Here is a 13,048-nt window from a genome sequence, read left to right as displayed (position 1 = left end):
CCACACCGAAAGAATCATTGTTCTATTTCAACGTTTCGCGCTAGTTACGCTTTCAATCGAAAGACCCGCCCATATTTCCAGACACTGCACGAAACTGGCAACCGGTAACCGGTAACTGGCAACCATTTCACCGGGTATACTTTTTTAACCGCTGGTTATAGCCTGAACGAGCGGCCTTCTTTTACAGCCCATCTTTTATGAAAATAGTAAGCTTGCATCGTCTTGCAGCAAGATTTTTGCAGACAAGGATTCTGACCTTGCGGCTGGAGGCTTTGACCGAACGAGAGAGCCTGGCTCGAGTTGGGGAAAGCGTTTCCACATCCACTTCTGTTGACCGTCAGTTTGAGATCTTTTCGGCGCTGTGGGCGATCGCTACGCTGTTTCATATGGCGCATTCGGGGATCTTTGATTCACGGTTGAATTATGCGTTGCTTACATTGGCCGCCCTCTACGTCGTCTTCAGGCCATCGCTCGCAGGTTTCATATTATTGATCTCTCTGCAGCTGTTCGACGCGGTTTACAGGATGCCACTGACCACCAATCACTGGATCTTTACAGCTTTTGTCAACCTGACCATCCTTCAGACCATTGTTTACCTGGTGGTCAGGAACCGGTCCTTCGACCTGAGTGGTGGCGACTTGCTGAAGACCTTTGCTCCCGTGGTTCGGGCCGAGGTGATCATCCTCTATTTCTTTACGTTCTTTCATAAGCTGAATGCGGGATTCTTTTCGCCGGCCACAAGCTGTGCCACAGACCTGCTCAAGGCGCAGCACATCGACACCATTATTCCGATGAACGACACGCTGATCGCCTTCAATGCACACTTCACCATCGTCATAGAATTTCTCATTCCCCTCTTTCTTTGTTTCAGACGAACGCGTCATGCCGGCATTCTCGCGGGCCTGTTCTTTCATGCCGTGCTTTCTTACAGTTCCTACAACGCCTTCTATGATTTTTCATCGATGATGTTTGCCCTTTACTTTCTTTTTGCGGGTGACGGCTTCAGCCAGTCGATCGTTCAAACGTTTGGCTCCCTGCGCTCGATGGCGAGGCGTGTGCTGAAGCCCAGGCATTACAGTATGGGAAAACTGGTGTTCACGGCCTGCAGCTTCCTCGTGGCACTGGCGGTTGTTTACTGGCTCACCACCAGGCTCGCGGGCTTCAAAAGTTTTCACCTTTACTTTTTCTGGACGATCTACAGCTCGCTGTTCGTGTATTGCTTCGTGATGTTCATGTTGTCCGGATCACGGACCACGCGTCAAATCCCTGCATTTATGCTGCCGCACCGTTCGTTTCTGATCCTTCCCTGCATCGTTTTCCTGAACGGCGCCTCGCCTTACCTGGGACTGAAAACAGAGAACTCGTTTGCCATGTTCTCAAATCTCCGCACAGAAGGTGGCGTCTCCAATCATTACGTTGTTCCCGCAGGCCTCCAGATCTTTTCGTATCAGAAAGATGTTGTCGAGATCATCTCCTCTTCCGATCCTTACCTGCAACAGCTGGCCGACCAGCAAAAGTTGTTGGTGCTGTTTGAGTTCTGCAATTATGTGCATAACCGTAATCCCACGGAAGTGGTGTATTTACTGAATGGCGAAAGGAAAATATTCCGTCGTGGGATGGCTGCCACAGCGCTTCCCAAAAATTCTTATTTGCTTGCCAAGCTGATGAAGTTCAGAGCTTTCAGCAAACATGAGCCACAGCCGTGCTCCCATTAAAGTAGCTGTAAGCTTTTGAGCCGCGAGCTTCGAGAAGGTACCCGTCCCGCGGCTCGCAGCCATAAGCTCGAAACTCTTCTTCTGGGGAATGGCCACCCCAGATGAGCGAAGGGGTATTGCCCAGTCTCAGGGAATTGCTTTTGCTTGAATCGATGACAAAGCGACAAGCATGCGTGATCATTACGATCTGATTGTGGTAGGGACCGGTTTTGCTTCCACATTTTTCCTTAAGAAGTACCTGGAAAAAACCGGCAGCAGCACAAAGGTATTGGTACTGGAACGAGGGTTCCTTTATCCTCATGGCGAAAGGTTGAAAGACCTGCGTGGTGAGAACACCTCGTTTGCCAAACTGAATCCCGATCACGCTTCGACATTCATCAACCGCAACCCTGACAAGCACTGGCCCTTCACGGTGGGCTTTGGAGGAAGCTCCAACTGCTGGTATGGCTGCACGCCACGTTTTATGCCGTCAGACTTCAAAATGAAGAGTCTGTATGGCGTGGCCCGCGACTGGCCCATTACCTATGAAGAACTGGACCCTTACTATACGGAAGTTGAAAACCTGATGGGCATTTCAGGGCCGGAAGAGACTCCCTTTCCGAAAACAACTTCGTATCCGCTTCCGCCACACGCATTCTCAACGGTTGACAAAGTTATGCACAAGGAATACGGCAACCTGTACATCAGCCAGCCTACAGCGCGTGCCAGCCGGCCTGTGAACGGGAGGAATGCCTGTTGTGTGAGCGCTATGTGTTCGGTTTGCCCCGTTAATGCGAAGTTCACCATCGAGAACTCCAGGCTGGGAGTGTATGAAGATGAGCGCATAGAGCTTGTTTTCGGCGCGCAGGTTTCCAGCCTCGACCTGCAGCAGGGCATCGCAAAAAAAGTGAATTTCATCAAAGACGGGCGCGATCATCAGGTAGGGGGCGATGTCATTGCGCTCGGCGCCAACGCTATCTTCAACGCGGCGATCCTGCTCAACTCCGGAGACTCGAATCCACTGACAGGTAAATACCTGGGTGAACAGCTCGGCCTCGACGCCGTGGTTTACCTGAAAGACCTGGCCAACGTAGGAGGCAGCACCTGGGTGAGCGCCAATGGGTATATGCTTTATGACGGTGAGCACAGGAAGGAACGCGCTGCCTGCCTCATGGAGGCCAACAATGCGCTCTACCTTCGCCTCGAAAGCGGCAAATGGCGCAATCTCGTCACTTTCCGGATGATCTTCGAAGACCTTCCGCAGCAGGAGAATTATGTGGCCATGGGCAAGGAGCCACTCAAGCCCGAAGTGCATTTCAAAAAAGCATCAGACTATACCATGAAGGCTGTGGCTTACATGAAAGAAAAACTGCCGGAGGTGCTGGCATGCCTGCCGGTGGAAAACATCAAATACCTGGAACCTTATAAGACCGAAGCGCACATCCTTGGCACCACCAGCATGAGCCACGACGCAGCTACGGGCGTTATTGACAAACACCTGATCCATCACAACTACAGAAACCTGTTTGTGCTGGGCAGTGGCAGCTTTACAACCTTCTCGCCCAATAATCCAACGCTTACGCTGTCGGCCCTGTCACTGCATGCGGCTGACCGATCATTCTAAAATCCACGAAAATGAAAAGACGAACATTTCTAACGATAGCCGGCGCGGGAGGTGCAGCAGCGATCCTCTCTTTTGGTTTTGTACGGTCATCCTTTGAAGAGGCGGCAGCCGGAGTGATCTATAAAGAGCTCAGCTTTCTAAAATTGGATCCGGAAGGAGTAACGAAATTTGTCAGTGATTTTTCGAAGAATAAGGAGATATCGTACCGCCTCACCGTGAAGGGCTACGCGCTGCTGGGAATAAGCTCATCACGGTCAGGAAAAGTGAACCAGCTGGTGAGCAGCTATTTGCTTTCCACCGATTTTTTTGCCAACGGAATGGATGAGCGCAACACCGTGCGGTACGTGGGCCTTTACAATCCCTACACACGGCCCTGCACACATCCCTTCTCGCATGTTCACTACCCGGCTTGAATGCAGTTTCCCGCTGATCACGCAGATTATCGCAGATTCTATGTGCGCATTTTCTCTGCGGTCATCTGCGCAATCTGCGGGAAAGGTATTCATCGACCTTCTACCAGTTTTTTTATCTCTACCAGTATCGGGTTCCAGCCTTCGCCGTTGTTGTATGAATCCTGGTATCGTCTTTCACCTTCGGCCACGGTTGCGTAGTCGCCCTGCGTAACAGTTAACGTGGTCTGCCCGTCTTTTTCGGTGAGGTCGTAAGTAACTTTGAGATAATTCTCCGACGTGTCGTCGATGTTCGAGTTGGGATCGATGGTAGTGTATACCAGGAGCTTGCCAGGTTTGAGGTCCAGGATGTCGCCTTTGACATGAACGATCTCTTTGCCTTCATACGGCCCTTTCCACAACAGTGGACTTCCGATCTTCCAGTCCGACACGGTTTCACAGCCGAACATGTATTTCTTTGTCTGCTCCGGGTTGGTCAGCGCATCCCACACTTTGGAGGCCGGCGCATTGATGGTGATGCTGTTCTTAATGATCAGTGATTTTGTCATGACTTTTTGAATCTTTAACCTGCTGCAATATCAGGCCGAAGCTGCAAACCAGGATTGCGTTTTACGGATTATTTCTAACGGAATACGGAGTGATGCCGAATTTTTTTTTGAACGCGTTATTGAAATGCTGGGGGGTGGCATATCCCAATTCCAGGGCGATCTGGGCCGCCGTTTTTTGGGTGTCGCGCAGATACCGGTGGGCGAGGTGGAGGCGCTGCTCGGTCAGGTATCCGAAAACGGTGGTGTTGAATGTTTCCTTAAAGCCGCGTTTCAGCTTGTACTCGTTGAGTCCCACTGTTTTTGCGATCTCGCTGAGGTTTGGCGGAGCGCTCACGCGTTCGTTGATCAGGTCTCTCACGGCAATGATCTTCTCCTTGTCTGTGCTGCTCTTAATGATTGTGTCCTTCTGGTTTACGGGAGTACGGTACGCATCGGCGGAGAGCACCAGCAGCTCGATGCTCTTCGAAAGCAGGAACAGCTTTTTGAGATCGCCATTGTACCGGCAATGAATGATCTGCTGGATCACCTGGTCGATACCCGGATCGATGGCCGCCCAGCGTTCGGAGAACAGGCTGCTTCTGCCATTGACGATGTCTTCGGTGAAACGTTTGAGCTGATCGCTGGCGTGCTGGGTGTACTGAATGAACAGGTCTTTGGGAAACTGGATGCCGAAGGTCTCTATTTCGAGCGTTTTATTTTGCATTACCATGTCGAAGCCGTTAGACCACATGATGTTGTGGTGACTTCCGATAAGATCGAAAGAACGGTTGAGCTGCCGGTATGAAAAGCTGTAGTTGCCTTTCATGCCGAAGTGAAGCCGTATGACATCGGTGGGACTGCTGGCCGGAAAATCGACATAGTCCGTGAACGTTGAAATGGAATGGCCCAGCAGAATATTGTCACAGTTCCACCGGGTGAACTTCATCACACCGTGCTCGTGCTTCACCTGTTGCTGCTGTTCCATGGGGAGGGCAAATTTCTGGATTTTAGGGGCAACCTGCAACCGGCGTTGCTACACTTCTTCCGGGGCGCCACCGGAGTAATCGATCACTTTAAGGTTCAGCGCTTTGGAGATCGGGTGAAGTCTGGCGATCAGATCTTTCTTGTTGTCTTTCGTGACCAGGTGAACCTTTTCATTTTCAGAGAATTTGATGTATCCATCATAGACTTCTTTTCTGATGGTGGTCGATGCAGCCTTGAGGTTCATGGTCTGGCTGACATTATTTGTTTTGATGAACAGGTATTCGATCCGTTCGAATTTTTTCTTTTCGCCGCTCCTGAATCCCAGGACCCATAGGTGATCATAGAACACCTTGTGCTCGAGGTCTATGGCGAGACGGTAGTGCGTGGTGAAGATGATCACACTTACCAGCAGCATGATCAGCCCGGCAATGACGTTCATAAAAATGACCGGTACAGCTACGATGCAGAGGATCACGGCCGTAAAAATGAAGGTTCCGGGAAAGTATCCCGAGGTTTTGAAGTCGAGGGGTTTCATGATTGGTCTTTTTTATTCAGTTTCTAATCTCCGCCCGTGTTGGTGTGCCGATTGGTGTGCCGATGTTGGTGTTCTTCACCAACATCCCATCCCATCCCCATCCCATCCCATCTCATTCCATTCCATCCCATCTCATTCCATTCCATTCCGCTCACTTCCTCGCGAGCGCCACCCTGTAAAACTCATATCCCTTTTCGCTTCTGCCAGGGATGTATTTCTTCCTATAGTCCGTAGCGCCCAGGTCTTCTCGCAAGGTAAGGCCGAATTTCTGGAGGTAATCCGGAACTTGTTCAGGCGTGAGGCCGAAGGTCCAGCGCTCTTCGATGTTGTTCAGGTCGCTCATCAGTTTTTCGCCGCCTTCGAACAGGGCCGGATTGTCCAGTACATCCTGGTGAACATACGTGAAGATCACATGGCTGCCTTTCGGGAACCTGGCGATGAATGAGAACGTGAGGTTCACCGCCTCTTCCGTCAGGTAATTGGTAACACCTTCCCAGATGACGGTGGTTGGTTTTGTGAAGTCGAAGTGATGCTGCCTTGCCAGGCCGTCAAGACTTTGTTTGTTGAAGTCGATCTGGCAGCACAGGATGTTTTCGGGTAAGCTGCCGAGTCTCTTTTTGTAAGTGGCGATCTTGAGTCGTGCCGTATCCGGATGGTCGATCTCGATCACCGGCACCGATCTCAGGAAGTCGAGTCTAACGGCCCGGGTGTCGAACCCTGCACCCAGGATCACTACCTGCTTACTGCCATCGGTAATGGTCTTTCGCAGCAGGTCGTCTATGTATCGTGTGCGCGCGAGGCCCGATGAAAACGCACCCGGTATTCTCTTCTGTATCGTGCGGCCAATAAACCTCCAGACAAAAGGGATCGCTGACGCCCGTGTGGCAAGCTTCAATCCACTGTCTAAAAAATGGATGGCATAAGGATCGGTGAAAAGCCTGTCTTCAGGATCGCGGGTTGTTTCCAGGGCCCTGAACAAAGCCATGTATTGGGCCGTTTTGCTTGCTTTCCCCGTCTTCATAATTTTAAAATTTCGGATTTTAATTTACGATTTAAGATCTCCGGTACTCCCTAAATCGCGCATTGTAAATCTTAATTCGTAAGCGTAAAATATCTAATGTACGAATTTTACACCTTAATATTCTTAAAAGGAGAAAGGATTAATCTCAAATTATCCTTTCTTTAATTCCGGTATCTGGAATAAAAAAAATTGCCCCGATCGTATACATTTACCTGATCATCAAAAATCATTTATGGATTCACGCAGGGATTTTCTTAAAAAGGCGGCACTGCTCTCTGGTGCAGCAGGCGTTGGCAGCATTCTTCCCCCTTCTATTCAGCGCGCATTTGCCATCGACCCTGAAAAAGGCACCACCTACCTCGATGCCGAGCACGTGGTGATCCTCATGCAGGAGAACCGCTCGTTCGATCACTGTTACGGGGCCTTGCGCGGTGTGCGGGGCTTCAACGATCCCCGCGCCATCAGGCTGCCCAACCTCAATCCGGTGTGGCTTCAGACCAACGCGAAAGGAGAGACCTACACACCTTTCCGCCTCAACATCAAAGACACCAACGCCACCTGGATGGGCTCCCTTCCGCATGGATGGACCGACCAGGTAGATGCCCGCAATGGAGGGAAATACGACCAATGGCTCATCGCCAAAAAAGCGGGACGAAAAGAGTACAGCCATATGCCGCTCACCCTCGGCTATTATAACCGTGAAGACCTTCCGTTCTATTATTCGCTGGCGGATGCGTTTACCGTCTGCGATCAGAATTTCTGCTCGTCGCTCACCGGTACCACCCCCAACCGCCTTTACCTGTGGACGGGAACCATCCGTGAAGACGTGGCCTCGCAAGCCCGCGTCCGAAACGAGGAGCTGGATTACGATGTGCCCGCGCAGTGGAAAACATTTCCCGAGCGCCTGGAAGAGAACAACATCTCGTGGAAGATCTACCAGAACGAGCTCAGCGTGGGCGTTGGTTTGGAAGGGGAAGAAGACGCCTGGCTGGCGAACTTCACCGACAATCCCATCGAATGGTTCAGCCAGTATCACGTCAAGTTCCATGCACCTTACATGGCCTGGCTGCCGAAGAAGATCGAATGGCTGAAACGTGAGATCGCTGCCGCGGAAGAAAAGCTCGGCACGCTTCCGGAGAACGGAGAAGAATTTTTGCGACTGAAAAGAAGGTTGGAACGTGGCAGAAAAGAGCTGGAGATCTCCCTGGAAGATCAGAAGCTTTATACCCCTGAGAATTTCGCCAAACTTTCGGCGCGTGAGAAATCACTGCACGCCAAAGCTTTCACCACCAACGTCAATGACCCCGACTATCATAAGCTTACAACCCTGAAGTACCGCGATGGTAACACCGAACGTGAGATGAAGGTGCCGAAAGGAGATGTGCTCCACCAGTTCCGTGAAGATGTGAAGAATGGAAAGCTGCCCATGGTTTCATGGCTGGTGGCGCCCGAGAACTTTTCGGATCACCCCGGTGCACCGTGGTATGGCGCCTGGTACCTTTCCGAAGCGATGGACATCCTGACACAGAATCCTGAAGTGTGGAAGAAAACCATCTTCATCCTCTGCTACGACGAGAACGACGGTTACTTCGATCACGTGCCACCCTTTGTTCCACCGGTGCCTGGTAAACCCGAGACCGGATCCACATCCAAAAGTATCGATACTGCTATTGAATATGTTTCACTGGAGCAGGATCTCAAGCGCAAGCCACTGAACCAGGCGCGGGAAAGCTCCATCGGTCTGGGCTACCGTGTGCCGCTGGTGATCGCCTCTCCCTGGAGCCGCGGCGGTTCCGTATGTTCGCAGGTATTCGACCATACATCCATTTTACAGTTCCTGGAGAAATTCGTCAGTCATAAAGCCGGCAAGAAAATAGAAGAGACAAACATCAGTGCCTGGCGCAGGGCTGTGTGCGGCGACCTCACGTCTGTGTTTAAACCGTATAATGGCGAAAAGATAGCACTGCCCGAGCCGGTGCAGAAAGATTTTGTGGAAAGCATTCACAAGGCCCAGTTCATGAAAGAGCCTTCCGACTTCCGGGCACTGACGCCGGATGAGATCGCTGATGCCCGGCGCACTCCCGCAGCTTCGCCGATCGGCAGGCAGGAGAAAGGAACACGTGTATCCTGCGCGTTGCCTTATGAGCTGTATGCCACGGGAAAGGTCAATGACGACAAAAAAAACTTTAGTATCGCTCTCGAGGCACGCAAGGAGACCTTCGGTGCCAGGGCAGCGGGTTCACCTTTTCAGGTATACGCCTGGGGTAAGGAATGGAACACGCGATCATACGCTGTTGCCGCCGGCGATGCAATCACAGACCAGTGGCCGTTGAGCGACTTCGAGAACGGCAACTACCATTTTCAGGTCTACGGTCCGAACGGCTTCTTCCGCGAATTTAAAGGTAACATTGGCGATCCGGTGATCGTGACCTGCGAATATGAGCGCAGCAAAAAACAGCTTACAGGAAATGTGCGGTTAACGCTCACTAACAAAACAACGAAAGCCCTTTCGGTTGAGATCGCGGATAATGCTTACAAGCTCCCTGCACAATCAAAACAGATCGCTGCCAGCGCCAGTGCAACCGTTGTGCTGGACCTTTCCAAAAGTTTTGGCTGGTACGATATAGCTGTACGCATTCCAGGTAACGACCTGTTCGAAAGCAGGTTCGCGGGGCGTGTGGAGACGGGGAAAGAAGGAGTTAGTGATCCGGCGATGGGGTAAATAAAAAGAAGTCAGGAGTCAGAAGTCAGGAGAAGGAGTAAGGAGTAAGGAGTAAGGAGTAAGGAGTAAGGAGCCAGCCTTGCATATCAAGATAAGGTTGAATAGCTTTATATTTTTAGCAGCTTATGAAAACCATCGCTGTCCTTGTCCTTCAATTAAGTGTAGCCGCAACGTTGTTCGCGCAGGCGCCTGCTGGAAAGGATATAAAATCAACGAATTTTATCGACCTGATCGGGAAGAATTTCGATGCTTTCAATTTTGATCAGAGGACGTATTCCATTGAAGTGAACGCAGAATGGCGGGCGGAGCGAGGCTGGACGGTGGAGGCCACGGATGGAAGTTTTGAGATGAGCCTGGATACTGTGAGAACAATAAAGACGATCTGGTTGCATCCCGTCAACGGAAAATTCAGGCACGGCGATTATTCAACCAACACAACCCGGAAACAGATCCGGGAAAAACACGGCAAGCCAACCACTCAGGGCGATAACGTTAAGGCTTTCGTAACAAAAGATGCAGTTTCGTGGGACCGTTATGATTCAGATCCTATCGCCATACATTTTGAATATGCAGGGAAGGACCTGAAGCTGCGCATGATCACGTTGATGACGCTGAAAGATGCGCCGTGATGTTCAGGAGGTCTTTTTATTGGTCTGAAGATTTCTTATTTTCATGAATATGCTTACACAGCACCCATGAAATTCTACTTGATAGTTATCCTTTGCCTGATCATACCGTTCCGGTACAAGACATTTGCTCACCCTGATTTGTACACTCAGGCTCCACATGGCAAAGCCGACCTGAAACAACCCCAGAGATCGGGACACAGCGATAGTATTGGAATGCCTGTAGCATTAAGCAGCGATCAGGTATTACTGGAATATGTTAAAGTGTTGAAAGAAGATACGGAAAAGCACCGGCTCTATGTTGAGGAGTACTATGATCGTTTCTTTTATACTGTAACCGCATTGGTAACGGTCGCCGGGGGGATACTCGTGTTTTTTGGAGTCCGGACACTCAAAGAAACTCAATCCAGATTCGAAGAACTTTTTGCCCGCCAGAGTAAAACCAGATTGGAAAAGCTCTGGAACGAAAAATCAGGTGCGATGGATAAGAAGATCGATGAATTTATAACCGAAGTACAGAACAAGTTCGTGCAGCTGAATATCGAACTGAATGAGAAACGTAGTCGCGACGAAGCGCAAAGTGAAGAAATTGCAGAATTGAATGTTGCTGTCGTAGGGCTAAAGAAGATGAGCACATTACGGGTCAAGAAGAGCTATACCCTGCTTGAATATGAGGCGCCGGATGGAAATCGGGTGATGTATGTAACAACACAGGAAGTTGTATGCACTTCAGACGAGCCGGTCAGGGAGATCGTGGAGAAGATCAAGGTGGACGAACCGGGGATTGTTGAACTAATACACTGGAATCAGAGCGATAACATTGATCCCCAGATCCAGATGGAGAAAAGTAAGTGTGAGGTTAAGCTGCTGTTTAAAAATCCACTGATGCGAACCGATCCTCCTTTTGAGAAGGTAATCAAGGCCCGCCTGAAGAATGCTTTTTCTAAAGTGCATGAATCGTGGACGATCTCGCCATCCTATGTAAGTGATGAAGAATTGCTGGAACTACGGCTTCCGGCAGCACGTCACTGCAAAGAGATCTCGGTTGAAAAGGTCGATTATGACGGAGCGGAAAAGATCTATTGTAAGATCTCCAAATTGAATGACGGAGGAAATCACAACCGTTACCTCATTCACCTGCCTTCAGGGGAGATAACATCGCGCTATGTCATTCATTGGGTTTTTGAGGAACCAATTACTTAATAACGATGGTTGTGCCACCACCGCAACTGAAATTTGATACCATAGGGTTAGCCTTTATCATAATTCTCAAATTTAAAGGATTTCAGCCCAAATTTATGCTTTACATGCTATAAATTCAGCTAATACCGATCTGAGAACGCCTGGAAATGCCATTAGGTTTCACCTGGTACATGGTTTAAGCAGCTGTAAACAAAGTGATTGCCCTCTTTCCCCGGATTCCTGGCCCTTTTTACCCGATGATTTGGGAATCTTGAGGTAAGAACTACAGCGCCATCAGCACCCCACTCTTCGCCACTTTCTCCTCCACCGCCGCGGCAAGCCCTGGAACCTTGGTCAAATCCGTACCCCAAAGCTCTGTATTCGAAAGCACTTGCTGCACTACGGCCGAAGTATTTTCACTGCTCCAGGCTTTTTTAAAAAATGCCAGCACAGCAGGCGTATCGTTCAGCGGAATGGGTTGGCCCTGCGCTTCACCTTTGTAGAAGCAAATTAACGCAGCCAGTGATTGAAGCAAACGTTCGGGAAGTTTGCCGGTGCGCTTGATGTATTCGAGCACAGAGGGCAGCACACGTACCTGATATTTTGAAACGGAGTTCAGGGCGATGGAGATCAGCTCATGACGGATGAATGGATTCTGAAAACGCTCCATCACATCGTCGGCAAACTGCTTCAGCTCTTCTCTGGAAAGGTCGAGCGTGGGAATGATCTCTTCGTGCACGGCGCGTTTGATGAAATCGCCGACAAAGGCATCTTCTACTGCTTCACGTACGGTACGCAGTCCGTGGAGGTAAGCCACAGGCACCATGGCGGTGTGGGCACCATTTAGGATACGGACTTTACGGGTGCGGTAGGGCGTGAGGTCGTTCACAAACTTCACCTGGAGGCCGGCCTGGTCTACCGGGAATGATCGCTGCACGGTTTCGGTGGTAACACCTTCGGCCTTGCAGGGTTCGATCACCCACAGGTGGAAAGTCTCCGCAGTCACCACCAGGTTGTCTTCATAACCGATCTCCTGCTGGATCTCGCGGATGGTATCTTTCGGGAAGCCTGGCACAATGCGGTCTACCAGCGTGTTGCAGAATACAGTGTGCTTCGAGATCCATGTCCTGAACCCGTCTTCGAGGTTCCAGTGCTGGATGTAACGAAGGATTGTATCGCGCAGGGTGTCGCCGTTCTTTTCGATGAGCTCGCACGGCATGATGGTGAGCGCTTTGTCGGACGCGCCTTTGAAATGTTTATAACGGTGATACAGCAGCACGGTCAGTTTACCGGGGAAGCTATCAGGCAGTGCGTTGGGGTTGGTGTCTTTGGCATCGAACGTGATGCCTGCTTCGGTGGTGTTAGAGATCACGAATTTCAGGTCGGCGTTCTCCGCTGCCTTCAGGTATGCCTGAAAGTCTTCGAACGGGTTGATGACGCCGGCGACACTGGTGACCATGCGGATCTCACGCACGGGTTTGCCTTGCCGAATGCCGTTGAGCACTACATGATAGAGGCCGTCCTGCGCGTTCACCATGGCACCCATACCATGGGCGATGGGTTGAACTACCTGGACAGCGCCATTGAAATCCGTTTTTTCGTTCATGAGGTCGATCATCCAGTCGACAAAGGCGCGCAGGAAATTTCCTTCTCCGAATTGTAATACTTTCACGGGCCTGTTCTGCGGCCTTGATGCTGTGCTGCGGTTAAGTTTCTGTAACAT

11 protein-coding genes are annotated in these 13,048 nt (G+C 50.5%); 6 read left to right on the top strand and 5 right to left on the bottom strand.

What is annotated here, in order from left to right:
* Positions 1-272: 272 nt before the first annotated feature.
* The 3 genes from KK083_RS02450 (at position 273) to KK083_RS02440 (ending at position 3,731) form a co-directional block, all read left to right on the top strand.
* On the top strand, positions 273-1,715 hold the full coding sequence (locus KK083_RS02450; RefSeq protein ID WP_254160349.1) for a hypothetical protein: 1,443 nt from the start codon (positions 273-275) through the stop codon (positions 1,713-1,715).
* A 169-nt stretch (positions 1,716-1,884) separates the two neighbouring features.
* Entirely contained in the window at positions 1,885-3,318 is a 1,434-nt protein-coding gene (locus tag KK083_RS02445) for a GMC oxidoreductase (RefSeq protein WP_254160347.1), read from the top strand.
* Between the two features lie 11 nt (positions 3,319-3,329).
* On the top strand, positions 3,330-3,731 hold the full coding sequence (locus tag KK083_RS02440) for a hypothetical protein (RefSeq protein WP_254160345.1): 402 nt from the start codon (positions 3,330-3,332) through the stop codon (positions 3,729-3,731).
* An 89-nt stretch (positions 3,732-3,820) separates the two neighbouring features.
* Here KK083_RS02440 and KK083_RS02435 read toward each other — a convergent pair whose 3' ends face one another.
* From KK083_RS02435 to KK083_RS02420, 4 genes are all read right to left on the bottom strand, one after another.
* A complete protein-coding gene (locus KK083_RS02435; protein WP_254160343.1) occupies positions 3,821-4,276 on the bottom strand; it encodes an SRPBCC domain-containing protein in 456 nt (151 codons plus the stop codon).
* Between the two features lie 61 nt (positions 4,277-4,337).
* Entirely contained in the window at positions 4,338-5,240 is a 903-nt protein-coding gene (locus KK083_RS02430; RefSeq protein ID WP_254160341.1) for a helix-turn-helix domain-containing protein, read from the bottom strand.
* Positions 5,241-5,288: 48 nt separating this feature from the next.
* Positions 5,289-5,774: a hypothetical protein gene (locus KK083_RS02425; protein WP_254160339.1), complete on the bottom strand. Its 486-nt coding sequence runs from the start codon at positions 5,772-5,774 to the stop codon at positions 5,289-5,291.
* A 151-nt stretch (positions 5,775-5,925) separates the two neighbouring features.
* On the bottom strand, positions 5,926-6,795 hold the full coding sequence (locus tag KK083_RS02420; RefSeq protein ID WP_254160337.1) for a class I SAM-dependent methyltransferase: 870 nt from the start codon (positions 6,793-6,795) through the stop codon (positions 5,926-5,928).
* Between the two features lie 232 nt (positions 6,796-7,027).
* Between KK083_RS02420 and KK083_RS02415 the strand changes: the two genes are divergently transcribed.
* The 3 genes from KK083_RS02415 (at position 7,028) to KK083_RS02405 (ending at position 11,346) form a co-directional block, all read left to right on the top strand.
* A complete protein-coding gene (locus tag KK083_RS02415) occupies positions 7,028-9,517 on the top strand; it encodes a phosphocholine-specific phospholipase C (protein WP_254160335.1) in 2,490 nt (829 codons plus the stop codon).
* A 125-nt stretch (positions 9,518-9,642) separates the two neighbouring features.
* Positions 9,643-10,146: a DUF6392 family protein gene (locus tag KK083_RS02410; RefSeq protein ID WP_254160333.1), complete on the top strand. Its 504-nt coding sequence runs from the start codon at positions 9,643-9,645 to the stop codon at positions 10,144-10,146.
* Positions 10,147-10,212: 66 nt separating this feature from the next.
* Positions 10,213-11,346: a hypothetical protein gene (locus tag KK083_RS02405; RefSeq protein ID WP_254160331.1), complete on the top strand. Its 1,134-nt coding sequence runs from the start codon at positions 10,213-10,215 to the stop codon at positions 11,344-11,346.
* Between the two features lie 262 nt (positions 11,347-11,608).
* Here the strand turns inward: KK083_RS02405 and KK083_RS02400 are convergent, their stop codons facing one another.
* Positions 11,609-13,048, bottom strand: coding sequence for a tagaturonate reductase (locus tag KK083_RS02400; protein WP_254160329.1), 1,440 nt, complete (start codon positions 13,046-13,048; stop codon positions 11,609-11,611).

Origin of the sequence: Chryseosolibacter histidinae (assembly GCF_018598225.1) — a bacterium.
In the GTDB taxonomy this organism is placed as follows: domain Bacteria; phylum Bacteroidota; class Bacteroidia; order Cytophagales; family Cyclobacteriaceae; genus Chryseosolibacter; species Chryseosolibacter histidini.
Note: the sequence above shows the minus strand (reverse complement) of the source record. Positions and strands in the feature narration are given on the sequence as shown.

Excerpts from the sequence above, each read along its gene's own strand:
- KK083_RS02425 (WP_254160339.1), bottom strand. The coding sequence starts at position 5,774 with ATGAAACCCCTCGACTTCAAAACCTCGGGATACTTTCCCGGAACCTTC.
- KK083_RS02400 (WP_254160329.1), bottom strand. The coding sequence starts at position 13,048 with ATGTTACAGAAACTTAACCGCAGCACAGCATCAAGGCCGCAGAACAGG.
- KK083_RS02410 (WP_254160333.1), top strand. The coding sequence starts at position 9,643 with ATGAAAACCATCGCTGTCCTTGTCCTTCAATTAAGTGTAGCCGCAACG.
- KK083_RS02415 (WP_254160335.1), top strand. The coding sequence starts at position 7,028 with ATGGATTCACGCAGGGATTTTCTTAAAAAGGCGGCACTGCTCTCTGGT.
- KK083_RS02430 (WP_254160341.1), bottom strand. The coding sequence starts at position 5,240 with ATGGAACAGCAGCAACAGGTGAAGCACGAGCACGGTGTGATGAAGTTC.
- KK083_RS02445 (WP_254160347.1), top strand. The coding sequence starts at position 1,885 with ATGCGTGATCATTACGATCTGATTGTGGTAGGGACCGGTTTTGCTTCC.
- KK083_RS02440 (WP_254160345.1), top strand. The coding sequence starts at position 3,330 with ATGAAAAGACGAACATTTCTAACGATAGCCGGCGCGGGAGGTGCAGCA.
- KK083_RS02405 (WP_254160331.1), top strand. The coding sequence starts at position 10,213 with ATGAAATTCTACTTGATAGTTATCCTTTGCCTGATCATACCGTTCCGG.
- KK083_RS02420 (WP_254160337.1), bottom strand. The coding sequence starts at position 6,795 with ATGAAGACGGGGAAAGCAAGCAAAACGGCCCAATACATGGCTTTGTTC.
- KK083_RS02435 (WP_254160343.1), bottom strand. The coding sequence starts at position 4,276 with ATGACAAAATCACTGATCATTAAGAACAGCATCACCATCAATGCGCCG.